This is a genomic window from Duganella rhizosphaerae, assembly GCF_040364205.1.
GTDB classification, from domain to species: Bacteria; Pseudomonadota; Gammaproteobacteria; order Burkholderiales; family Burkholderiaceae_D; genus Rugamonas; species Rugamonas rhizosphaerae.
In genome coordinates, this window is the sequence record NZ_BPWK01000010.1 from 66,197 (window position 1) to 89,827 (window position 23,631).

Consider the following 23,631-nt stretch of genomic DNA (forward strand, 5'->3'; position numbering starts at 1 on the left):
TGCACATTCAATTCATGGAAGAGCTGCGATGAAATCCCTGTTGGCCCTGATGTTAGTCTCGAGTGCGGCCCTGGCCGATGATGGCGCCATGCTGCGTTGCCGCCAGTTGAGCGACGGCCCGGCCCGTTTGAGCTGCTATGACGCGATCCAGCTGGGCGCACCGGTCCCGGCGGCAGCGGCGATAGCGGGGCCGCCAGCCAAGGTGGAGCTGGAGCGCAGCTTTGGCGCTGAAACCCTGTCGACCAACATCAAGCTCGATTCGATTGAAAGCAGCATCGTCGGCAACTTCGACGGTTGGGTGCCCAAGCAGCGCATCCGCCTGGCCAACGGCCAGGTGTGGATGATCAACGACGACAGCCAGGAAGACCTGAGCCTGGTCAATCCCAAGGTCAAGGTCGAGCGCGGCCTGATGGGGGCGATCTACATGGACATCGACGGCGCCCGCACCGCCCCGCGCGTCAAGCGCGTCAAATAAACCACGGGGGTCAAGTCTGACATTCGGACACGGCCTCTGCCGTAACGGCTGCTACGGCAGAGGCCGTGTCCGAATGTCAGACTTGACCCCCGCTTAGCCAGATGTCGAAGCGGGTCGTGCCCTGGCCGGTGGCGGCCAGGCGGTAGGCGAAGCCGTGCCGGTTCAGCACTTCCCGCACAAATAGCAGGCCGATGCCCTGGCCGCCTTTCTTGGTGGTGAAGAAGGGCGTGAACAATTGCCGCGCCGGCACGTCGCCCAACAGGTCGCCGGAGTCGATCACCGACAAACGCACGCCGCCGGCCTCGCTCGCCAGCACGAACTCGATCACCTTCTCGCCGTCCATGCCGGCATCCCTGGCTTCCACCGCCTCCATCGCATTCTTGACCACGTTGAGCAGCGCCTGCTCCATCAGGTGGCGGTCCAGCTCGATGGCCGGCACCTCGTCGCAGCGCCGCCAGGCGATGCGGATGCCGCGGCTGCGGCATGGTTCGCGGTACAGGTAGAGGATGTCGTCCATCAGCTCGCGCACGGCGTTGGGCCGCAGCTCCGGCGCCGGCATCTTGACTACCCGCGTGAAGCGCTCGATGAACTCGCCCAGGCTGACGTTGCGGCGCTTGACGGCGACGATGGCGGTGCTGAAGTCTTCGCCGTCGCGCTCGGCCAGTTGGCTGCGGTAGTACAGCAGCGAATCGAGCACCGAGCCGGTGGCCGCCACGGTGTTGTTGACCTCGTGCGCCAGCACGCGGATCAGCTTGTCGTAGGTGGCTTTCTCCGAGCTTTCCAGTTCTGCCGTCAGCTCCTCGATCAGCAGGAAGTGGCGGGCGAAGCCGCGGTCGTAGAAGTGGCCACGCTGGCCACGGTAGCGGCGGCCGTCGGTGTCGGTCAGCAACTGGCTGTCGCCCAGCGGCAGCGCGTCGAGCTGGGCCAGCAGGCCGGGGTGGTGCGGGTCGGCGTCCGCCGGCAGGCAGGCGGACAGCGGCTTGCCCTTGGCGTCGTCCAGCTTGAGCAGCGCGTGCGCGCTGGCGTTGAGCAGGCTGATGCGGCCGTCGAAGTCGAACACGATCACCGCGCTCGGCGTCGCCTCCAGCAGGCGGTCGAGGAAGCCTTGCTGTTCGCCCAGCTGCAGGCGCTCCTGGTACAGCGCGCCGAGCATGGTGTTGAACAGCTGGACCAGTTCGTTCAGCTGCGGATCGCCGCTTTGCTGCAGGCGCGCCGCATAGTGCTGGTCTTGCAGCAGGTCATGGAAGTGGCGGGTGTAGCCCAGCGGTTCGAGCGCGCGGCGGATCAGCATGACGCCCAGCGCAAAGCTCAGCAGCACCACCGCTTCCAGCCCCAGCATCAGCAGCGGCGCCTGGTGGAACAGGCTGATGGTCAGGCCCAGGAACAGCAGGTGGGCGGCGCTCAGGTAGCCGTACAGGCTGCGGCGCAGGCTCATGCGCGCGCTTCGTGGTCGGACTCGGACGCGGCGTCGCCGCCCAGGCCGTGACGCTCCAGCCGCCGGTACAGCGCGGTGCGGCTCAGGCCCAGCGCCTTGGCCACGCGCGAGATATTGCCCTGGTGCTGCTCCAGCGCCTTGGCGATCATGTGGCGCTCGACCTGCTCCAAGGTCATGCCGTCCACGCCCAGGCTGGACGAACGCGGCACGCCGCCGTTTTCGTGCTGCTCGGCGGCGATGAAGTCGGCCTGCTTCAGCTCGCTCTTGCCGACCAGCAGCAGCGTGCGTTCCAGCGTCTGCTTGAGCTGGCGGATATTGCCCGGCCACGGCTGCGCGCTCAGCCACTCCAGCGCGGCCGGCGCGATGGTTGCCGGACCCAGGCCATAACTGTCCGCCACCTGGCCGATGATGTGGCGCGCCAGCAGCGGAATGTCGCTGCGCCGTTCGCGCAGCGGCGGCAGGCGGATGGTGATCAGGTTGAGGCGGTAGAACAGGTCTTCGCGGAACTCGCCGCTGGCGACCAGCTCGGCCAGCTCGCGGTTGGTGGCCGACACCACGCGGATGTCGGCCCGCTCCATGCGGCTGGCGCCGACCGCCTGGTAGGTCTGGTCCTGCAGCACGCGCAGCAGCTTGACCTGGTCGGCGCGGTTCAGCTCGCCGATCTCGTCGAGGAACAGCGTGCCCTCGTGCGCGCTGGCGACGTGGCCCTTGCGGTCGGTCTTGGCGTCGGTGAAGGCGCCGCGCACGTGGCCGAACATTTCGCTTTCAAACAGCGACGGCGTGATCGCCCCCATATTGATCTTGACGATGGGCCGCGCCGCGCGCGGGCTGTTGCGGTGCAGGGCGTCGGCGATCAGCTCCTTGCCGCAGCCGCTCTCGCCCAGGATCAGCACCGGCGCCTTGGTGGCCGCCACCTGGCCTATGGTCGACAGCACCTTCAGCAGCCGTGGATGCTCGCCGACGATGCCGCTGAAATCGAACTGGGCGTCGAGCGCGGCGCGCGTCGGACAGCCGGCCGGGGCGGGCGCGGCGGTGTCCAGCGTGGTGCGGATCAGTTCGACCAGCTGGGCGTTGTCCCACGGCTTGGTGAAGAAGTTGGCGGCGCCGGCCTGCACGCCCTTGACCGCCAGCGCGATCGAGCCCCAGGCCGTCATCAGCAGCACCGGCAACGCCGGCTGCAGCTGCTTGATGTCCGCCAGCAGCTGCAAGCCTTCCTCGCCGCTGGTGCGCAGCGAGAAATTCATGTCCTGCAACACCAGGTCGGCCGGCTGGCGCGCCAGCTGCGCCAGCGCCTGCGCCGGGTCGTCGCAGCACACGGTGTCGAAGCCGGACTGCTTGAGCAGCAGCGCCAGCGACACCTGTACCGCGCTGTCGTCGTCGACGATCAGAATGCGTTGCTTGGGGGATGAGTCCATCAATTCAAACAGCCTTATTCATAGTGCAGCGCCTGGGTCGGGCTCAGGCGCGCGGCGCGCCAGCCCGGATAGAGCGAACAGAGCAAGGATAGCAGATAGATCACACTGGCCGATAGCGCGGTCGACATCAAAAACACCGCCCAGTTCAGGCTGTCGCCCAGCACGCCGGTCAGCGGCAGCTGCACCAGCAACAGCAGCGCGATGAAGATGGCGCCCGAGCTGAGCAGCATTTGCTCGACGATGATCTGGCTGTAGATGTGGCCGGAATCGGCGCCGATGGCGCGCCGCAGGCCGATCTCCGGGATGCGCTGGGTGGTGTTCTGCCACAGCACGCCGAACAGGCCGAACGCCACCATCACCAGCAGGAAGGCGGCGATCACCGCCAGCACCGTCAGCGGAATGGTCTGGGCCTTCAGCATCGAGGTGCGCATGTCGGCCGTCGGCGAGATGGTGTAGCTCCAGTCGTTGCGCACCAGCTTGAGCTGGCGGTTGAGCGCCGCTTCGAAGGTGCGCGGCGTGCCCGGCCTCACCTTGAGCTGGATCGCCTCCAGCGGACCTTCATCGGGGCCGATTTGATGGCGCACCAGCATGAAGCTGGTCGGCGACATGAATTCGCCCTGGCTGCGGAACTCCTCGACGATGCCGACCACCTTGTACTGCTTGAGCGCCTTCTTGGGATGCTCCTCATCCTCGCTGAACACCTGGCCGAGCGCCGGCTTGCCGTCAAACAGCTTCTGCGCCAGGCGGCGGTTGATCACCACCGGCCGCTCGGCCGCACCGTCGTCGGCGCGGGAGAACCAGCGGCCCTCGGCCAGCGTCATGCCGCCGACGGCGGGAAATTCATCGCTCATTTCGAACAGGTTGGAGACGAACTTGCGCTTGCCTTCGCGCAGTGTGAATTCGCTGGTCCAGTTCGACATCTGGTAGACCGGGAAGCTGGTGAAGCTGACTTCCTCCACTTCGGGCAAGGCCTTCAGGCTCTGGCGCAGCTTGTCGTAGATCTGCGGGTCGGCTTCGAGGCCGCCCTCGGTGCGGGCGTTGATCGAGACCGACCACACGTCCCGGTAGCTGAAGCCGGTAGGCATCTGGTACAGCTGCCAGCTGCGCAGGGCGAAGGCGCTGATGGCGAACACCACCACGAAGGCCAGCAGGATTTCCAGCGACAGCATCATATTGCGCGACTTGCGCTTCCAGATCAATTTCAGTAAGTGGCGCAGCATTATGCGGCTCCTTTCAAGGCGTGGACGGGATCGAGGCGGGACATTTTCCAGGCCGGCAGCACGCCGGACAGCAGGCCGAAGATGGTCGCCAGCAGCAAGCCCATGCCGAACACGGCCAGGTTCAGTTCCACATGCAGGTAGGGGATCAGGCCCGAGCCTTCCAGCCACCACAGCACCACGCGCGCGCAGGCCAGGCCGATCAGGCCGCCGGCCAGGCACAGCAGCACATTCTCCAGCACCAGCTGGCGCACCAGGTGGGCGCTGGTGGCGCCGAAGGCTTTGCGCACGCCGATCTCGCTGCTGCGCTCGAGGATGCGGCCGGTGTTCAGGTTGACCAGGTTGAGCGCCGGCAGCGCCATGAACAGCAGCATCAGGCCGCCGATGATGAGCAGCAGCGTGCCGGCGCCGGAATCGGCCCCTTCCTTCTGCAACAGCATGCGGGCGAACAGGTCGATCTTGCTGTCGCCCCAGATGCGGGCGATGTTGAATTGCTTGGGATCGTCGAACACCACGGTCTTGGCGGCCGCTTCGATGTCGCGCTGGATGCGCGGCAGGTCGGCGGCCTTGTGGGCCAGCACCATGAAGGAGAAGTTGCCGAACATTTGGTTGCGGTAGTCGGTGGACGGGAAGGTGGTGATGGGCGCCCAGATGTCGGCGAAGGCATTTAGGTGCATAGCGTCTTCGACCACGCCGATGATGCTGAAGTACTGGCCGCCGATGCTGATCTTCTGCGCCAGCGCCGGCAGGCCGGGGAACAGCTGGCGCGCGGTGCTGGCGTTGATCACTGCGACGAAGCGGCCCTGGTCGACGTCGGCCTGGTCCGGCACGCGGCCTTGCAGCACCTTGAAGTCGAGGATTTTCCAGTACTCGGCGTCGGTGCGGCGCATCTGCAGTTCGCTGACGCGGCCCTCCTGGTAGACCGACACGGTTTCCGGCATGGTGAAGGCCGATACTGCCTCCACGCCCTGCAGCGGCTTGATGTACTTGTCGATCACCTTGAAGCCGAGCGGGCTGCGGCGCACGCTTTTGTTCTCGGTGTGGCGGGCCTCGATCCCGATGGCTTGCACGAAACGCTCGCTCTTGCCTTCGACCCCGGTCGGATAAAAAGCGTTCTGCAGCAGCGCCGTGACCACCAGCAGCACCACCAAGGTCAGCACGATGCACAGCAGGTTGATGGCGGTGAACAGCTTGCGGCGCATGAAGACCTTCCACGCGGTCAGCAGATAATTCCTGAACATGGCGTCTCCTTAGGCGACCAGCTGGCCGTCGAACACGCGCACGATGCGGCTGGCCAGCTTGGCTTCCTGCTCGTCGTGGGTGACCATCACCACGGTCGTGCCTTCGCTGTTGAGCTTGAGCAGGATGTCCATCACTTCCTGGCCCATCTTGCTGTCCAGGTTGCCGGTCGGTTCATCGGCAAGCAACACCTGCGGCTGGCCGACGATGGCGCGGGCGATCGCCACGCGCTGCTGCTGGCCGCCCGACAGCTGGTTGGGGTAGTGGTCCATGCGGGCGCCGAGGCCGACTTTTTCCAGCGCCTCGCGCGCCAGCCGCTGGCGCTTCTTGGCCGACAGGTCGCGGTACAGCAGCGGCAGCTCGACGTTGTCGATCACGCGCAGATCGTTGATCAGGTGGAAGCTCTGGAAGATGAAGCCGAAGGTGTTGTTGCGCAGCTTGGCCACGTGCTTGTCCTTGTACGAGGCCACCGGCGCGCCGCCCACGTGGATGGCGCCGCTGCCTGGACGGTCCAGCAGGCCGATCAGGTTCAGCAGCGTGCTCTTGCCGCAACCGCTGGGCCCCATGATGCAGACGAATTCCGATTTCTCGACGTGCAGGTCGATGTCCTTCAGGGCCAGGGTTTCGACTTTGTCGGTTTGATAGGTTTTGCTGACTTTGCTCAGGCGTATCATGATGCGGTCCTTTCGATGCGGTGATTGGGGCTATTGGGCGACGCGGATGCTGTCGCGTTCCTTGTAGCGGGTGGTGTCTGAAATGATGAGGCGGTCGCCGGCGCGGGCGCCGGACAAAATCTCCACGGCCTTGCCGTCGCTGGCGCCGATGTTGAGCGTGGTCTTGCGGGCGACGCCGTCGCGCACCACGAAGATGTCTTGCGGGCCGCGGCCGTTGAAGGCGGGGCCGTAGTCGGCCAGCAGGGTGTTCTGTTTTTGCTCGGTGACGATGTTCACTTCCACCCGCAGCTTGTTGCGCAGCATCGGATGATTGGGCTGGGCCAGTGTGACCAGCAGCTTGACGGTGCCGTTCTGGATTTCCGGCAGGATGGTCTGCACCACGCCGTCCAGCCGCACATTGCCTTGCTCGACGCGCACCGCCTGGCCGGCGCTGAGCGCGCGGGCGTGGAAGTCGGACAGCGAGGCTTCGACCTTGTAGTTGCTCAGCTCGGAAACCTTGGCCACCAGCTGGCCGGTGGCCAGGCTGGCGCCTTCGTCGGCCAGCAGCCAGCTCAGCATGCCGGCGAAGGGCGCGCGCACCTGGGTTTGCGCCAGCAGCTCCTGTTGCTGTTGCAGCTGCTTTTGCAGGATGTTCTTTTGCAGCCGCGCGCCTTCGATGCTGGACGAGGTGACGCGCTTGCCATCGTCGATCTGCTCGTGCTGCTGGCGCAGCTGGATCTCGGTGCGCTTGACGTTCAGTTCGGCCGTCAGCAAGTCCTCGGCCGAGACGCCGCCGGCCTTGCGCAAGGTCTGGTAGCGGCCCAGCTTGACGCGCGTCGCCTGCAGGTCCAGCTCCAGCAGTTCGATGGCGCTGACGATCTGCTTGCGCTTCTGGTCCATTTCCAGGGTCAGCGCCAGGATGCGGTTTTCCTGCTGGGCCAGCTGTTCGCGGATGCCGTCGATCGCCAGCACGATGGTGCGGTTGTCCAGCTCCAGCAGCAGCTCGCCGGCCTTGACTTGCTGGCCCAGCTTGGCGTGGACCTTGGCGACGTGGGTCTGGATCGGACTGGAGACCAGTTCCTCGTGGACCGGGATGACGATGCCGGAGGCGTTGATGGTGTTGGCGATATTGCCGACGCGGACTTCGGCCAGCAGCACGCTGCCGGCGTCGACGCTGGGGCTGACCACGCGGTTGATGCCCCACGCGGCGGCGCACAGCGTGGCCAGCGCGGCGGCCAGCACCATGACGGTCTTGCGCCGGCGGCCGGAGATGATCGAAGGGTTGAGCGCCTGGTCCATGGGGATGCAATAGTGAGCTGAAGATGTGTTCACTATTGCAATTGCCGTGCCACAGGCTGGGAATGGCCGCAAAGCCAGTCAAATCAAGGCTCTGGCGCGCGGCGGCCGGCCGTGCCGCTGGAGCGCGCCTGCCCGTCTCCGTTCAACACCGTCCGGAAACGGACACCCGCCCGCGCGCGTCATTCCCGCGTAGGCGGGAATCTATAGAACGCTGATGCGCATGCACGGCATGGATCCCCGCTTTCGCGGGGATGACGGTGCGGTGTGGGCCTAGAAGCGGTACTTGAGGCTCAGCGCCGCGCTGCGCGGGGCGGCGTAGGTGATCGCGCCATAGGCGGCAAACATGCCGAAGTGGGTTTTATCGAGCGCGTTGTTGAGGTTGAATTGCGCCGACCACTGGCGGTTGATGTCGTAGCGCGCCATCAGGTTCACCAGCGCGTAGGCCGGCTGCTCGATCCGGCCGCTGCTGTTGGCGGGCGCGTTGGGATCGGCCGTGTAGCTGCGGCCTTCCCAGTTGACGCCGCCGCCCACGGTCAGCGCCTTCCAGTCGCCCGGCAGCTGCCAGGTGGTGAACGCGCGCAGCAACTGGCGCGGGTAGACGCTGTTGATGTCCTTGCCGGCCGCGTCCTCGGCGTGGAAGCGGGTGTAGCCGATGCTGGCGTTCCAGCCCCTGGCCAGCTGGCCGGCGAGGTCGAACTCGACGCCGCGGCTGGTGGCGCCGGTGGCGGCGTGGTACCAGGCCTCGGGCGCCAGCGGTCCGCTGCCGTCGCGGTCGACCAGGCCGGCCTCCTGGCCCAGCTTGTCCTGCTTGATCTGGAACAGCGCGACCGAGGCGTTCAGGCGGCCATCGAAGAACTCGCCCTTGATACCGGCCTCGGCGCTCCTGCCTTCGATCGGATCGAGGTTCTTGCCGCCGTAGTCCTTCAGGTTCTGCGGCTGGAAGATGCTGGTATAGCTGGCGTAGGCCGAGTAGTTGTCGTTGAGGTCGTAGACCAGGCCGGCATACGGCGTCACCTGGTGGTCGTGCTTGAGCTGGTAGGCGGCGTAGCGGCCGTGGCCGGTCTTGTCGTAGTCGGTCAGGCGGGCGCCGGCGATCAGCTTGAGCGCATCGGCCAGCGAGAAGCGCGCCACGCCGTACAAGGCTTGCTGCGTGGTGACTCTGCTTTCGTAGAAGGTGGCGGCGCCCCATGCCGGTTCGGGATAGCCGCCGTTCCAACGGTTGAAGTCGCCCACCGCAGGCACGCCGCCGGCGCCGAAATCGGCGTCGCGGCTGTTGGTGTCGAACTGCTGTTTCGAGTGCATATAGCCGAACGCCGCCTCGTGCTTGCGGCCGCCCAGTTCGAAAGCGCCGTTGGCGTGCAGGCCGAAGTCGTCCTGTCGGGTGTGGGTCTGGTAGGCGCCGGCGAACGCGCCCATGCCGAGGCCGGTCACGCGGTCGGGGATGCCGGACAGGTAGAGCAGGAAGGAATCGGCCTTGCGGTCGCCGTGGCTGTAGGTGGCGCGCAGCTTCCAGCCGTTGTCGAATTCATGCTCGAGGTTGGCGAAGAAATTGTCGTACTCGGTGCCCCAGCGGGTCCAGTTCGCGGCCGAGGTTTTCGAGATATCCCAGTTGGTCTTGCTGCCGTCGGTGTACCAGTAGGGCAGGCCGCCCCACATCGGTCCCTTGGGATCGGTTTTCTGGTGGCTGTAGCCGGCCGACAGCAGCGTCTTGCGGCCGAGGTCCGCTTCAACGGTGCCATACAGCGTATGGCTGTTCTTCGTCATCAGCCTGGCCCAGTTGTCGCCGGCCTGGTACTCGCCGACCACGCGCGCGCGGACCGTGCCGGCCTGGTTCAGCGGGGTGGAGACGTCGGCCATGGCGCGGCGCTCGTTCCAGCTGCCGATGCCGATCTCGGCCGAGCCGGTCAGTTCCTTGCTGCCGGCGCGCTTGCGCACCAGGTTGATGGCGGCGGACGGATTGCCGGCGCCGGTCATCAGGCCGGTGGCGCCGCGCACCACTTCTACGCGGTCGTAGGTGGCCAGGCTGCCCAGCACTTCGCCCGAGCTCCATGGCTGGTCCCAGGTGGTGGGCACGCCATCGATCTGCAGGTTGTCGATGTCGAAGCCGCGTGCGGTGAAGCCGGCGCGGTTGGTTTCGTATTGATTGACCGAGACGCCGGTGACGTTGTTGACGACGTCGGTGATGGTGACCAGGTTCTGGTCTTCGATGCGCTGCTGCGTGACCACCGAGATCGATTGCGGCGTGTCGCGCAGCGCCATGCTCAGGGGCAGGGCGGTCCTGGCCTTGCCGGTGGTGTAGGAACCCGTGCCTTCGGTGGTGGCGCCCAGGCTCTGGCCGTGGATTTCAATCTGCGGCATGACCGCCGTGGCCGCTTCGGCCGTTATCTGCGCCTGCGCCGCCAGGGGCGCGGCCAGCCCCATCAATACCGCCCACCGATCCAACTTATGCTTGTCCATCCGTATCCCGTAAAAAGACGAGAGTGGGGCTGGCGGCGGCGGGCTTCTCAGTTAAATATGCGAATGATAATCATTCTCATGTGCTTGTGTCAAGGCGTGTCAAGGCGTTTGCTCATGCCGGTGAAGGCGAAGCTGTTGCCGTCGATGCGGAACAGGTCGGGGATTTCGCCGGTTTGAACGAAGCCTTTGCTTTGGTAGAGGCGGATGGCGGGTGCGTTCACGGACAGCACTTGCAGGTCGATCCAGGCGAGTTGCGCCGACGCGCGCGCCCATTGCGCGGCGTGGTCAATCAGGCGGCTGCCCAGTCCCTGCTGGCGGAAGGCGCGGTCCACGCCCATGCCCAGCAGGCAGCGGTGCGCGGCGTAGCGTTCGGGATGCGCGCGCAAGTCGAGGTGGCCGGCGATGCGGCCGTCGGCGGCGCGCGCCAGCCAGAAGCGGCGCCAGCCGGGCGCATCCAGCGGCGTCTGCATGCCGGTGTGGAAGGCCTCGGCCTTGTCGGCTGAGAGGCGCGAGTCCGCGCGCGGCAGCGGCTGGAAATACGCGGTGTCGCCCTGGCCGTTGTCGGACAGGTGGTCGTTGATGTAGCGGAGAAAATCGTCGAAGCCGGCAGGCTCCAGCAGGTCGATGTGTAATGGGCTCATGGGCCGATTGTAGCTGGCGGACGCCCGGTCCGCCAGCGGCCGGCTCAGGCGGCTTCGCGGTCGTGCCGCTGGTGCGGCGCATCCAGCGCCAGCGGCGATGGCTCGCGCCGGCAGAGGCTGCGGACCGGCGCCGCGCGGCGCTCCGAGGCCAGCTTGAACACGCCCACCAGCTGCGCCAGGTGATGCGCCTGGTCCTGCTGCGCCTCGGCGGCGGCCGCCGCTTCCTCGACCAGCGCGGCGTTCTGCTGCGTGACCGTGTCCATCTCGGCGATGGCCTGGTTGATCTGCTCGATGCCGGCTTCCTGCTCGTGGCTGGCGATGCTGATCTCGCCCATGATCTTCGTCACCGATTTGACGGCGGCGACGATGTCCTCCATGGTCGAACCGGCTTCGCCGACCAGCTCGGTACCGGCGGCAACCTTGTTGACCGAATCGTCGATCAGCGTCTTGATTTCCCTGGCCGCGGCCGCCGAACGCTGCGCCAGCGTGCGCACCTCGGTGGCGACCACGGCGAAGCCGCGTCCCTGCTCGCCGGCGCGCGCAGCCTCCACCGCCGCATTCAGGGCCAGGATGTTGGTCTGGAAAGCGATGCCGTCGATGACCGAAATGATGTCGACGATCTTGCGCGCCGAGTCGTTGATCTCGTCCATGGTGCGCACCACCTTGGCCACCACCACGCCGCCTTCGACCGCGATCTGCGATGCGTTGGCGGCCAGCGTGTTGGCCTGGCGCGCGCTCTCGGTGTTTTGCTTGACGGTGGCGGTCAGCTCTTCCATCGACGAGGCGGTTTCTTCCAGCGAGCTGGCCTGCTGCTCGGTGCGCGCGGACAGGTCCAAGTTGCCGGCCGCGATTTCGGTGGCGGCGGTGACGATGGCGTCGGCGCCGCCGCGCACCTGGCCGACGATGCCGGCCAGGCTGTCGCGCATGGCCTGGATCGCGAACAGCAGGCTGCGCTGGTCGCCGCCGCGGGTGGCGATGGCAACGGCCAGGTCGCCGGCGGCGATCCGGCTGGCGATGCCGGCCACATGGTCGGGCTCGCCGCCCAGCTGGCGCAGCAGCTGGCGCGAGATCAGCGCGGCCGCCGCCACGCCCATGGCCAGCGACAGCAGGCCCAGCACGATGGCGAAGTTGCGCGCTTCGATGTAGGTGGCGTCCGCTTTCAGCCGGCCTTTTTCCATCGCTTCGCTCTGGTGCGCGATCAGCGCGTCCAGGCTGTTCATATAGGCCAGCTGCAGGTCGCGCATATGGGTCAGCATGGTGTCGACGGCGCCGTCGATGTCGTCGGCGCGGCGCTTGCGCACCACCTCGTCGAGCGCCGTCTCGTAGGGCGCGCGCGTCGCCTGCACCGCCGCGAACAGCTGGCGCCCCGTGGCGGACTTGACCATGGTGGACAGCGTTTGCGTGGCCGCGTCGATCTCCTTGCGCTGGTCGGCGATGACCGCCAGTTCCTTGGCGGCCCTGGCGTCGTCGCGGATCAGCAGCGCGTTGCGCAAGGAGCGGGCGATCTTGTTGCTGTGGTTGAGGATGGCTTGCGCCTGCACCACCTTGGCGTAATTTTCCGTGACGATGGCCTCGGTGCCGTCGTTGAGTTTGCCGAGGCTGACGATGTTTTGCACGCTGGCGATGGCCAGCATCAGCAGGATGGCGCCGAAGCCCAGGCCCAGCCGGGTACTGACTTTGAGATGGTTGAGATTCATATGCGATTCGTGGGGCGCTCGGCCGCGCTGCTGTTTGCGGGCCGTGAATATACATTAAGATTTGTTGCGTTGCAATAAATCGGTTGGATGGCCGGGGCGTCATGCTATGATCGGGTTCCTGTTTCTTGTGAAATAAACACCTCATGGCCCATCGATCACGCCGCTGGCTGTGCGCCGGATTGTTGCTGTTGACGCTGGCCGGGACGGCCGCGGCACAGCAGACCAGCTACACCTTCGGCGTGGTGCCGCAGGAGTCGGCGTCGCAGCTGGCCGCCAACTGGACGCCGGTGCTGATGGCCTTGTCCGACAAGGCCGGCATCAAGATCAGCTTTGCCACCGCGCCCGACGTGCCCACCTTCGAGCGCCGCCTGGCGGCCGGCGAATATGATTTCGCCTACATGAACCCCTATCATTTCGTGGTCTACAACGCCAAGCCCGGCTATCAGGCGTTGGCGCGCGCCAAGGGCGAGCGGCTGCGCGGCGTGGTGGTGGTGCGCAAGGACAGCCCGCTGCGCGAGCTCAAGGATCTGGCGGGCGCCACGCTGGCCTTCCCGACGCCGGCCGCGTTCGGCGCGACGCTGCTGGTGCAGGCCGAGTTGCGGCGCCAGCGCGTGCCGCACAAGGCCGCCTTCGTCAAGTCGCATAATTCGGTGTACCTGGACGTGGTCAAGGGTTTGCATCCGGCCGGTGGCGGCGTGCCGCGCACGCTGGACCTGCTCGATACCCGCGTCTCCCGCGAGCTGCGGGTGTTGTGGACCAGCCCGCCGTTCACCTCGCACGCCATCGCCACCCGGCCCAGGCTGGACCCGGCGGTGCGCCAGCGCGTGCTGGCGGCCATGATGAAGATGAACCTGGAGCCGCTGGATTTGAAGCTGCTGGCCGAGATCGGCTTCGACGGTTTCGAGCCGGCCCACGACCAGGATTGGGATGATGTTCGCCGCCTGGCGATTTCGCCGGCCGACGCCCGGATACAGGAATAGGCGATGCGCCTGCCCCTGAGCTTCCGCGCCAAGACCATCCTCGGCATTGCGCTGATCGAAGCGTTGCTGCTCGGCATCCTGGTGTTCAGCGTGCTGCATTTCCTGCGCGAGTCCAACGAGCAGCAGGTGTTGCGCCACGCGCGCGTGACGGCCGAGACCTTTGCCGCCATGTCGCGCGATGCGGTGATCAGCCAGGACCTGGAAAGCTTGCAATCCTTCGCGCGCCAGCTCAGCAGCACGGAGGGCACGCTGTATGCGCAGGTGCTCGACGCTGACCAGCGCGTGCTGGTGGAAGCGGGGCAGCCGGAGGCGCTGGCCCAGCCCTTCGTGCCGCACGCTTCGCTGGCCGAGGCGAGCGACGGCATGTTCTCCATCAGCAGTCCGGTGGCGGTGGCCGGCGTCAATTACGGCAGTGTGCGGCTGGGTCTGGATGTCGCCAGCCTGGAGCAGACGCTGGCGGCGGCGCGGCGCTGGAGCCTGGGCCTGGCCGCGCTGGAAATGGCGCTGGTGGCGCTGTTCTCGCTGCTGCTGGGACGCTATCTGATCCGGCAGATCGCGCAGTTCACGCACGGCGCGCAGATGATCGCGGCCGGCCAGCTGGGCGGCCAGCTGGAGGTGGTGGGCGACGATGAACTCGCCCAGGCCACGCGCGCCTTCAACCATATGTCGCAAGTGATCCTGCAGGGGCGCGAGACGCTGGAGGCGCGCGTGCGCGAGCGCACCGAGGAGCTGTCGCGCGAGCGCGACGCGGTGCTGGTCGAGCGCAACCGGGCCGAGACCGCCACGCGCGTCAAGAGCCAGTTCCTGGCCACCATGAGCCACGAGATCCGCACGCCGATGAACGGCATCCTCGGCATGCAGCACCTGCTGCGGCTGACGGAGCTGAGCGCGCAGCAGCGCGACTATGTCGACAAGACCTATGCGGCGGCCCATTCGCTGCTGGGCATCCTCAACGACATCCTGGATTTTTCCAAGGTCGAAACCGGCAAGCTGGTGCTGGAGCGGGTGCCGTTCAACCTGGAGCAGATGCTGCGCAACCTGGCGCTGATCCTGGGCACCAGCGTGCAGGACAAGCCGGTCGAAGTATTGTTCGATCTCGATCCGGCGCTGCCGTCCGATGTGCTGGGCGACCAGCTGCGGCTCAACCAGGTGCTGGTGAACCTGGCCGGCAACGCCGTCAAGTTTACCGAGCGCGGCTCGGTGGTGGTGGGCGTGCAGCTGCAATACTGCGACGCCAGCCAGGTGCGGCTGCATTTTTCCGTGCGCGACACCGGCATCGGCATCGCGCCGGAGCAGCAGGGCAGCATCTTCGATTCCTTCACCCAGGCGGAAAGCTCGACCACGCGGCGCTTCGGCGGCACCGGCCTGGGCCTGGCCATCAGCCAGCGGCTGGTGCGCCTGATGGGGGGCGAGCTGCGGGTCGACAGCGCGCCCGGCGTCGGCAGCACTTTCTCGTTCTCGGTGGCGTATGGACGCATGGCGCCGGGCGCGCCGCGTGCGCCGCTGCCGCTGAAGGTGCTGGTGATCAGCGCCAGCGAGCAGGCGCGGCAGCTGCTGCAAACGATGATCGCAGGCTTTGGCGGTGAGGCGGACGGGGTCCGCGACGTGGCTGCGGCGCAGACCTTGATGGGCGCGCAGTCCCCGTATGAGCTGGTCTTGCTCGACGGCGTGGGCAGCTGGGACGATGCGGCGCGCCTGCGCCGGCAGACGGCGGTATCCCTGGTCGCCCTGGCCAACGCCGAGGCCACGCATGGCCTGCATCAGCGCATGCGCGAGGAGCCCGGCGTGCTGGACCAGGTTCTGATGAAACCGCTGACGCCGGCCATGTTGTACGAAGCGCTGTGCCGCATCGCGCCGGGGGACGGCAGCGGGGACGCGCCGGTGGCGGAGGCCGGCCCGGCGGCTGCCGACGCGGTGGCGCCGGCGCTCCGCCTGGCCGGGCTGCGGCTGTTGTTGGTGGAGGACAATCCGCTCAACCAGCAGGTCGCCAGCGCGCTGCTGCAACTGGAGGGCGCCGAGGTGGACGTGGCCAACAATGGCCGCGAAGGAGTGGACCAGGTGATGAGCGGCCCGACCTACGACGCGGTGTTGATGGATATGCAAATGCCCGTCATGGACGGCAACGAGGCCACCCGCCTGCTGCGCGCGCAGGGCTACACCGGCCTGCCCATCCTGGCGCTGACCGCCAACGTGCTGGAGGCCGAGCGCGACGAATGCCGCGCCGCCGGCGTCGACGACTTCATCGCCAAGCCGATCGAGTTCGACAACATGGTCGTCACCGTGGCCAGATACTGCGCCGCGGCCGTCCAGCGCGCCTGAAAATTTTCCGGGCGATGCGCCGCTGGGAGCGTTTCCACTCTACACTTGGCATTCTGTTCACTTTGCTAAGGTTGATGGAATTCTATGAACCCCAATACTTCCCGTCTGGATGTGATCGACGCCTTGCGCGGCTTTGCCATCGTCTCGATCATGCTTCTGCACAATATCGAGCACTTCGATTTCTACTTCCTGCCGTCTGGATTGCCGCCCTGGCTGATGGCGGTGGACAAAACGATCTGGGATAGCCTGTTTTTCCTGTTCGGCGGCAAGTCTTACGCGATCTTCGCGCTATTGTTTGGAATCACGTTCTACATCCAGGATCACAACCGTTCCTTGCGCGGCCAGGACTTCCGTGGCCGTTTTGCCTGGCGCATGGCGTTATTGCTGGGTTTCGGCCTGTTCAATTCCATGTTTTACCACGGCGATATACTCAGTATTTACGCCGTGCTGGGATTGGCCCTGATTCCGGTGGCGCGCTTGCGCAATGGCGTGGTATTGGGCATCGCGGTGTTCCTATTGCTGTTGCCGCACGCGTGGGTGGAATTCTTCCAGGCATTGCCTAACCCCGATCAGAAACTCGCCGATCCCGCTTCCTGGGCATATTTCGGCCGCGCCGAAAAATATATGGCCCATGGTTCTGCATTCGACGTATGGCGGGGGAATCTGACCAACGGGAAAATCGGCGTTATCCGCTGGAGTTGGGAAAATGGCCGCGTATTCCAGATACCGGCATTATTCATGCTGGGTATGCTGGCCGGCCGTTTATCGCTGTTTATTCCATCCGAAGCAAACCGCATATTCTGGCGTAAACCATTGCTGATTGCCGCGCTGGCGTTTATCCCGCTGTATCTGTTGAAAACCTTCCCCGATGCCTGGCATATTGGCGCGGCGGTGCGCCGGCCGTTATTGGTGATAGTGACATCATGGTCGAACGTCGCGTTCATGGCGGTGCTGGTATCCAGCTTCACGCTGCTGTCTTATTCCGGTAAATGGCTGGGTATATTCTCGCCGCTGGGCCGCATGAGTTTGACCAGCTATGTGGTGCAATCCATCATCGGCACGTCGATTTATTATGGTTTCGGCCTGGGGATGTATCAATACACCGGTGCCAGTTTCGCGCTGGCGATAGGACTGTCGCTGGCGTTGCTGCAAAGACAGTTCAGCGTGTGGTGGCTGGCCCGTCACAAGCAGGGACCGCTTGAAACGCTGTGGCACAAAGCCACATGGATCGGCTCTCATAGTGAAGTCGTGCCAAATATTGGCGCGAATATGCCAAAAAACAGCTTGTGACGGGCGACCGGCGGCGACGGCCATTCAAGGCCTTATTCGTCGTCGGGAGCGATCCATTGAATGCGGCCATGCCCGGCCTCATTCAATCGGTGGATCAGTTGCGCGGCTGCGCTATCGGGAAGGCTGAATTCGAACTGCACATGGTCGGAGTGGGCGACATTATCGAGGGTGGCGCCGGCTAATTCAATTTCGCGTCTTACCATGCCCTCCATCGCATAGGGTGCGGTGCAGGTCAGGTATTGCAGTTTGATAATCGCGATTTTCTCGGACTTTAATAATGCCTGGGCCACGCTGTCGGTATAAGCGCGCACCAGTCCGCCGGCGCCTAATTTAACGCCACCGAAATAGCGGACCACGGTGGCTAATACCCCTTCGAGATCCTGGTGGCGCAAAACATCGAGCATGGGGCGGCCGGCGGTGCCGCTGGGTTCGCCGTCATCGACTGCGGCCGATTGGCCGCCGGCTAATAGTGCCCAGCAAACGTGGGCGGCGCCCGGATGTTGCGCCCATAATTCCGCCACCACTTTTTGCGCGGCGTTCCGATCCGTCATTGGCTGAACGCAGGCAATAAAGCGGCTTTTTTTAATCAGCAATTCGTGGTGAACGGCGGAGGCGAGGGAGAAGGGCATGGCGGGATTTCTGGCACGGCGGCGATATAAACCGGCCTATGGTGCCAGAAATCCGGGGGAAAGACAAAAACGCGCTTAGCGGTTGCTGATTTTCAGGCCGTCGCTATCGGTGAAATTGCCGAGGATGACGATAATAAAATCGATCAGGGCCCAGATGCCAAAACCGCCGAAGGTGAACAGCATTAAAATGCCGGTGCCGATCTTGCCGACGTAGAAGCGGTGCACGCCCAATACGCCGAGGAAGAAGCACAGCAGCACGGTGACGACGTAGTCTTTGTCCGAACGCGGACCGGAAGCGGTGGCGGAATGTTGCGGCGCGCCGCAATGCGGACACGTTGGTGCTGTTTCGTGAATCTCTTTGCCGCAACCGCGGCAGAATACCATGCCCATGTTTTCCCTTTTGTTTTGTCTGGTTGTTGTTGTAGGCTGATTGCCTAGGCGGAAGATTATAGGTGGGGAGGTGGCCTGGCTTTCTCACCAACTGTAACGATCTGCTAAAATTCCAGCCCAACTACCCGAGTATCCCACATGAGCAATTCCTCCCCTGCGCCGCACCACCACGCCATCGACAGCGACCAGGGGGAAGACGACGACCTGATGCGCAAGCTCGGGCTGAGCGCGAAAGGCGTGTTGCTGGCGCGCCAGGAGGGCCGCGTGTTCCTGCGCCTGAGCGGGGTGGTCGACTATGCGGGATTGCAGGTCGCCTACGATCTGGTGCCGGCGCAGGGCGTGCTGGCCAAGGCGTCCAAATGGCGCAAGATGGACGTCGATGCCCGCTCCCAGCTGCTGCTGGAGCGCGCCAGCGACGCCGTCGGCGCCGAGTTGCGCGGCTACGTCAGCGCCTTCGTGCAGGAAATGGCCGACGCCTGCGACGACTGCGGGCTGGACGCCCAACCCTTCCTCGGCGCGCTGGCGGAGATGCAAATTTCCGAGCCGGCCGGCGTCGTGTTCGACCGTATCCGGCAGCGCCTGGAGCACGCGGTCGAGCGCGACATGGAAGAGCAGCACGCCGAACGCACGCGCCAGAGCATCAACCTGGCCGAATATCCGGCCTCGTTCGACGTGGCGCGGCGCATGAAGCGCCGCTTCATCGCGCTGCTGGGGCCGACCAATTCCGGCAAGACCCACCAGGCGATCGAGGCGCTGGCCAAGGCGCCCAGCGGCGTCTACCTGGCGCCGTTGCGCCTGCTGGCGCTGGAAAACTACGAACGCCTGCAAGCCATGGAAGCGCACGGCAAGCCGCTGGCGGTCAGCCTGGTGACGGGCGAGGAGCGCCGCCTGGTGGCGGGCGCCACCCACGTGGCCAGCACCGTCGAAATGCTCGACACGCGCACGCCGGTCGATGTGGCCGTGATCGATGAAATCCAGATGCTGGCCGACCGCGACCGCGGCTCGGCCTGGACCGCCGCCGTCTGCGGCGCGCCGGCTCAGGTGGTCTACCTGGTGGGCGCGCCGGAAGCGCGGCGCGCCATCGAGGTGCTGGCGGCGCGGCTGGACTGCGAGCTGGAAGTCCACGTGCTCAAGCGCAAAGGCCCGCTGTCGGTGGAGCCGACCGCCGTGCGCAAGCTGAGCAATCTGCGCCGCGGCGACGCCGTGATCTGCTTCTCGCGCCGCGAGGTGCTGATGTGGCGCGACATGGTGACCGAGCTGGGCCTGTCGGTGGCCACCGTCTACGGCAATCTGTCGCCGGAGGTGCGGCGCGCGCAGGCGCAGCGTTTCCGCGAAGGCGCCGCCGACGTGGTGGTGGGCACGGACGCCATCGCGATGGGCCTGAACATGCCGATCGCGCGCATCGTCATGACCACCTCGGTCAAGTACAACGGCTATGAAGAGGAAGAGATCCCGGCCGCGCTGGCGCGCCAGATCGCCGGCCGGGCAGGGCGCTTCGGCGTGCACGAGGAAGGCCTGGTGGCCGGCTACGACAACGAGACCCACAACGTGGTGCGCTCGCTGCTGAGGGAAAAGCCGGTGCCGCTGAAGACCACCGGCTTCGCCGTGGCGCCGACGCTGGAGCATCTGCACCGGATTTCGTCGGTGACCAACGAGCATGCTCTGGCCAAGCTGTTGAAGCGCTTCGTGCACAACATCGACGTGCCGGATGGCTTCTTCTATCCGCGCATCACCGAGGACCAGTTCGAGCGCGCGGCCTGGCTCGATACGCTGGAGCTGACGGTGGCGGAGAAGTTCGCGCTGTCGCTGGTGCCGATCTCGTCCAAGGTGCCGTCGCTGCAGCGCGCGTGGGAGCACTGGGCGACGGCGCTGGCCGCCAAGAAAATCACGTGGATCAAGGCGGAGCAGGCGCCGCTGCACTACATGTCCTTGCAGGAGGTGGAGGATGCCTGCCGCCTGTATTCGGCCTACGCGTGGCTGGCCTACCGGCAGCCGGAATATTTCCCCGATACGGAACGGGCGCAACTGCTGTCGCGCCAGGCGTCCGAGCGCGTGGACGCGATGCTGCAGGATCAAAACTCCGCCCTGCGCAAGCGCCAGCCGAAAAAGTTCCGTCGCTGATGACGGGCCAGGCCGGCGCGGGCGAACGCATCGACGCCATCGATATCCTGCGCGGCATCGCGTTGTTCGGCGTGCTGGCGGTGAACCTGGTGTCGGAATTCCGGGTGTCGATCTTCCAGCAGTTCCTGCCGCCCGATCCTGGCCTGGGCATGCTGGACAAACTGGTTGAGGCGCTGGTGCGCGTCGGGTTCGAGATGAAGGCCTTCGCCGTGTTTTCCTTCCTGTTCGGCCTTGGGCTGGCGGTGCAGTTCGAGCGCCTGTCCCGCAGCGGGCGGCCGTTCTACTGGCTGGCGCGGCGGCTGGGCGTGCTGCTGGCGTTCGGCCTGGCGCACCTGCTGCTGATCTGGAACGGCGACATCCTGACCGAATATGCGCTCGGCGGCCTGCTGGTGCTGCCCTTGCTTGCGGCGCCGGTGTGGGCGCTGGCGGTGGCGGCGGCCGGCATGTTCGCGCTCTATCTGTTCATCGGCGTGGTGCCGGTCGGCATACCGTGGCCGGATCCGGCCTGGTTTGAGCAGCATGTCGCGCTGGCCGACCGGGTCTACGCCTCCGGCAGCTACGCGCAGATATGCCGCTTCAGCTTGAGTGAGTTGCCTTATCTGCTGCCCTTGCATCTGTATGTGATCCCGAGGACGCTGGCCTTGTTCCTGCTGGGCGCGCTGGCGTGGCGGACCGGCGTCATGCAACGGCCGGGCGAGCACCTGCGTCTGTGGGCCGGCATCGCGCTGGTCGGCGTGGCAGGCGGGGCGGCATTGTGCATCCAGGATGTGGCGACCGGCGTCGGCCAGTCGCTGCTGGCCGCCGGCTATGCCGCGACGGTGATCTGGCTGACGCAGCGCGGACTGCTGCGCAGCTTCGCGCCGCTGGGACGGATGGCCTTCACCAACTACATCGCCCAATCTCTGATCTTCGGCTTTGTCTTTTTCGGCTACGGGCTGGGGCAGTTCGGCAAGCTCGGCGCCGCGCCGGTGTTCCTGCTCGGCATAGGCGTGTACGTGGCGCAGATGGTGCTGAGCGCCCGGTGGCTGCGGCATTACCACTTCGGCCCGCTGGAGTGGCTGTGGCGGACGTTGATGTACGGCAAAATTCAACCCATGCGGAAGGGATGATGCTGCGGAAATACGCACATTCTCACCAAGCTAGCGCCATCAAGTAAGCAACCTCGGCTATCATGGCGGCCGGTCGGCATACGCCGGATGGTTAGGGATGGGGATGAATGTAACAAGTGGAGGGGCTGGCGCGCAAGAAGCGGTCCAGCCGCAGTTTGGTTTGATTAATCTGTTGAAAGCCGGTGCAGCGCAGTTGATTGTTTTGCATCATTTGGCATTTTATGGGCCTATGTCGGATCACGTGCGGCCGCTGTTGCCGGCGTTGATCGATTGGCTGAGCGGCAGTGCGCGCATTGCCGTGCAAGTATTTCTCGTCGTCAGCGGCTTCCTGGTGGCGAAATCGCTGTCGCCTGCCGGCCGGTCCGGCCTGTCCGATCCGCTGGGGGCGATCTGGCGCCGCTACACCAAACTGGCGCCGCCGTTCATGGCCGCCACCTTGCTGGCCGCCGTCGCTTCCGCCTGGGCCGGCAACTGGATGACGCACAGTTCGGTCTCCGCGCCGGCCACCCTGAGCCAGCTGAGCGCCCACGCGCTGCTGCTGCATGGCGTGCTGGGCTATCCGTCGCTGTCGGCCGGCGCCTGGTATGTCGCCATCGATTTCCAATTGTATGCAGTCACGGCCCTGGCGCTGTGGCTGGCCGGCCGCGCCACCGGCCGCCGCCGGATGCTGTGGCTGATGCCGGCCTTGACGGCCTTGGGCGTCACCTTGTCGCTGCTGTATTTCAACCTCGATGCCGACTGGGACAACTGGGCGCCGTATTTCTTCGGCAGCTATGGCCTGGGCATGCTGGCGTGGTGGGCCAGCGATCGTTGCCGCCAGCCCGGCGCCGTCGCCATGCTGCTGGCGATGGCGTTGTTGCCGGTGTCGGCCGCCTTGTTCCTGGATTTCCGCAGCCGCATCGCGCTGGCGCTGGTGGTCGCTTGCCTGCTGTACTTGTTCGGCCGCGCTGAAACGGTGGCGACCGGGCGCGCCTGGGGCGTGGTCAACGGCCTGGGACGGATTTCGTATTCGGTGTTCCTGATCCACTTCCCGGTCTGCCTGCTGGTCAACGCCGCGTTCAGCCGTTTCGTTCCGGCCGGGCCGGCGTGGCAGGGGCTGGGCATGCTGCTGGCCTGGGCCTCCAGCCTGGCGGCCGGAGCGGCGTTCTTCCGCTGGGTGGAGGCGCCGCTCGGACGCGCAGTCCAGTTCGCTACCGGGAAGATCGGCCTGCGTCCATTGGCGGCCTAGCAGGTCCGCTCAGCCGCCTGTGCCCTGGCCGATGGTGGTCTTCAAAGCCTTGGTGACAGCGTCGGCGATATCGTCCTGCACCATCAACAGGTCGTCGACCGGCTTGTCATAGGTCTCCGACCAGATGACGAAGCCGTTGTCGGCCTTCATCAAGCGCGCCGCGACCCGCAAGGTGTTGCCGGATTTGCGCACGCTGCCGTCCAGGATGTAGGCCACGCCCAGCTTGCTGGCGATGTCGGCGACCGGCATCTGCTTATCCTTGTAATAAAACGTGGCGCTGGGCGCCGGCACCTTCATGCCCGGTATCTTGCTGAACCTGCCGATCAGTTCTTCGGTCATGCCGTCGGCAAAGGTCTCGTTGCTCATGCCTTCCGTCAGATCCGCAAACGGCAGCACGGCGATGGATTTCTGCGTTGCCACCGCGTGAGCCGCCGGGTGCGGCTCGTTCGCCAGCGTGTTGTGCAGCCAGAAAACAATGCCGACCACGATGGGGATGCAGGCCGTCAACAGAAAAACCAGGCGGCTGCGCGAGGCGTTGGACGGCCGTGCAGGGCGGGGCGGAGTCGGGATGGCTGCTACCGGTTCGCTCCACGGGCTCACTTCCGCCACCAGCCGGTAACCCTGGCGCGGCACGGTGACGATGTAGCCGGGCTGCTTGGGATCGTCGCCCAGCACGCGGCGCAGCGATGCGATCGCTTGGTACACCGAGTCCGGCGTGACGATGACGCCCGGCCAGACTTCGCTCAGCAGCTCGTCGGCGCTGACGATCTGGCCGGGACGTCCCGCCAGGCAAAGCAACAGGCGCATGGTGCGCTGATCGAGCCGTACGGTGTCGCCGTCCCGGCCGATCTCGCCCAGGGCGGGATCGACGCACCACGCGCCGACGCGTAGCTTTGCAGCCGCTGAAGTTTCCATTGTGCTCCGGTATTTTTGTATTTTTGACAGGAGTGGATTATAGCGCGGCCGCCTGCGGGGCTTTTCAGGGAATTTCAGAACGATTTCAGGCCGATTTCAGGCCAATTTCAGGACTTATGGCC

The 23,631-nt window shown here is 65.5% G+C and carries 19 protein-coding genes; 7 read left to right on the forward strand and 12 right to left on the reverse strand.

Going from position 1 to position 23,631, the window contains the following annotated elements; translation table 11 throughout:
• Positions 1-28 precede the first annotated feature (28 nt).
• Positions 29-475, forward strand: coding sequence for a hypothetical protein (locus RUGAMON1_RS20925; RefSeq protein WP_445232352.1), 447 nt, complete (start codon positions 29-31; stop codon positions 473-475).
• Positions 476-551: 76 nt separating this feature from the next.
• Here RUGAMON1_RS20925 and RUGAMON1_RS20930 read toward each other — a convergent pair whose 3' ends face one another.
• The 9 genes from RUGAMON1_RS20930 to RUGAMON1_RS20970 form a co-directional block, all read right to left on the reverse strand.
• A complete protein-coding gene (locus RUGAMON1_RS20930) occupies positions 552-1,910 on the reverse strand; it encodes a sensor histidine kinase (RefSeq protein ID WP_445232353.1) in 1,359 nt (452 codons plus the stop codon).
• Complete coding sequence (locus RUGAMON1_RS20935) at positions 1,907-3,325, reverse strand: sigma-54-dependent transcriptional regulator (RefSeq protein WP_445232354.1); 1,419 nt, start codon at positions 3,323-3,325, stop codon at positions 1,907-1,909. Before RUGAMON1_RS20935 ends, RUGAMON1_RS20930 begins: the two co-directional genes overlap by 4 nt.
• Before the next feature lie 14 nt (positions 3,326-3,339).
• Positions 3,340-4,545: an ABC transporter permease gene (locus RUGAMON1_RS20940; RefSeq protein WP_445232355.1), complete on the reverse strand. Its 1,206-nt coding sequence runs from the start codon at positions 4,543-4,545 to the stop codon at positions 3,340-3,342.
• Entirely contained in the window at positions 4,545-5,783 is a 1,239-nt protein-coding gene (locus RUGAMON1_RS20945) for an ABC transporter permease (protein WP_445232356.1), read from the reverse strand. Before RUGAMON1_RS20945 ends, RUGAMON1_RS20940 begins: the two co-directional genes overlap by 1 nt.
• A 9-nt stretch (positions 5,784-5,792) precedes the next feature.
• Positions 5,793-6,455 (reverse strand): ABC transporter ATP-binding protein, encoded by a 663-nt coding sequence (locus RUGAMON1_RS20950; protein WP_445232357.1) that lies wholly within the window; start codon positions 6,453-6,455, stop codon positions 5,793-5,795.
• Positions 6,456-6,485: 30 nt separating this feature from the next.
• Entirely contained in the window at positions 6,486-7,733 is a 1,248-nt protein-coding gene (locus tag RUGAMON1_RS20955; protein ID WP_445232358.1) for an efflux RND transporter periplasmic adaptor subunit, read from the reverse strand.
• A gap of 270 nt (positions 7,734-8,003) precedes the next feature.
• Entirely contained in the window at positions 8,004-10,190 is a 2,187-nt protein-coding gene (locus tag RUGAMON1_RS20960; protein WP_445232359.1) for a TonB-dependent siderophore receptor, read from the reverse strand.
• A gap of 89 nt (positions 10,191-10,279) precedes the next feature.
• On the reverse strand, positions 10,280-10,831 hold the full coding sequence (locus tag RUGAMON1_RS20965) for a GNAT family N-acetyltransferase (RefSeq protein WP_445232360.1): 552 nt from the start codon (positions 10,829-10,831) through the stop codon (positions 10,280-10,282).
• Between the two features lie 44 nt (positions 10,832-10,875).
• Positions 10,876-12,528: a methyl-accepting chemotaxis protein gene (locus RUGAMON1_RS20970; RefSeq protein WP_445232361.1), complete on the reverse strand. Its 1,653-nt coding sequence runs from the start codon at positions 12,526-12,528 to the stop codon at positions 10,876-10,878.
• A 143-nt stretch (positions 12,529-12,671) separates the two neighbouring features.
• Between RUGAMON1_RS20970 and RUGAMON1_RS20975 the strand changes: the two genes are divergently transcribed.
• The 3 genes from RUGAMON1_RS20975 (at position 12,672) to RUGAMON1_RS20985 (ending at position 17,117) form a co-directional block, all read left to right on the forward strand.
• The gene (locus RUGAMON1_RS20975) at positions 12,672-13,508 is read left to right on the forward strand and encodes a phosphate/phosphite/phosphonate ABC transporter substrate-binding protein (protein WP_445232362.1); all 837 of its coding nucleotides are present in this window, start codon (positions 12,672-12,674) and stop codon (positions 13,506-13,508) included.
• A 3-nt stretch (positions 13,509-13,511) separates the two neighbouring features.
• Positions 13,512-15,827 (forward strand): ATP-binding protein, encoded by a 2,316-nt coding sequence (locus RUGAMON1_RS20980; protein WP_445232363.1) that lies wholly within the window; start codon positions 13,512-13,514, stop codon positions 15,825-15,827.
• 84 nt (positions 15,828-15,911) lie between these two features.
• On the forward strand, positions 15,912-17,117 hold the full coding sequence (locus RUGAMON1_RS20985) for a DUF418 domain-containing protein (RefSeq protein ID WP_445232364.1): 1,206 nt from the start codon (positions 15,912-15,914) through the stop codon (positions 17,115-17,117).
• A gap of 32 nt (positions 17,118-17,149) precedes the next feature.
• Here the strand turns inward: RUGAMON1_RS20985 and RUGAMON1_RS20990 are convergent, their stop codons facing one another.
• Together RUGAMON1_RS20990 and RUGAMON1_RS20995 are read right to left on the reverse strand one after the other, a co-directional pair.
• A complete protein-coding gene (locus tag RUGAMON1_RS20990) occupies positions 17,150-17,746 on the reverse strand; it encodes an IMPACT family protein (protein WP_445232365.1) in 597 nt (198 codons plus the stop codon).
• Positions 17,747-17,821: 75 nt separating this feature from the next.
• The gene (locus RUGAMON1_RS20995; protein ID WP_445232366.1) at positions 17,822-18,130 is read right to left on the reverse strand and encodes a TM2 domain-containing protein; all 309 of its coding nucleotides are present in this window, start codon (positions 18,128-18,130) and stop codon (positions 17,822-17,824) included.
• Positions 18,131-18,274: 144 nt separating this feature from the next.
• On the opposite strand from RUGAMON1_RS20995, the gene RUGAMON1_RS21000 reads away from it, so the two are divergent.
• The 3 genes from RUGAMON1_RS21000 (at position 18,275) to RUGAMON1_RS21010 (ending at position 22,594) form a co-directional block, all read left to right on the forward strand.
• Positions 18,275-20,257: a helicase-related protein gene (locus RUGAMON1_RS21000; RefSeq protein ID WP_445232367.1), complete on the forward strand. Its 1,983-nt coding sequence runs from the start codon at positions 18,275-18,277 to the stop codon at positions 20,255-20,257.
• Positions 20,257-21,366 carry a DUF418 domain-containing protein gene (locus tag RUGAMON1_RS21005; RefSeq protein ID WP_445232368.1) on the forward strand — a complete coding sequence of 370 codons (1,110 nt, stop codon included), beginning with the start codon at positions 20,257-20,259 and terminating at the stop codon, positions 21,364-21,366. Before RUGAMON1_RS21000 ends, RUGAMON1_RS21005 begins: the two co-directional genes overlap by 1 nt.
• A gap of 103 nt (positions 21,367-21,469) precedes the next feature.
• Entirely contained in the window at positions 21,470-22,594 is a 1,125-nt protein-coding gene (locus tag RUGAMON1_RS21010; RefSeq protein ID WP_445232369.1) for an acyltransferase family protein, read from the forward strand.
• A gap of 9 nt (positions 22,595-22,603) precedes the next feature.
• Here the strand turns inward: RUGAMON1_RS21010 and RUGAMON1_RS21015 are convergent, their stop codons facing one another.
• Positions 22,604-23,509: a winged helix-turn-helix domain-containing protein gene (locus tag RUGAMON1_RS21015; RefSeq protein WP_445232370.1), complete on the reverse strand. Its 906-nt coding sequence runs from the start codon at positions 23,507-23,509 to the stop codon at positions 22,604-22,606.
• Between the last annotated feature and the right edge of the window lie 122 nt (positions 23,510-23,631).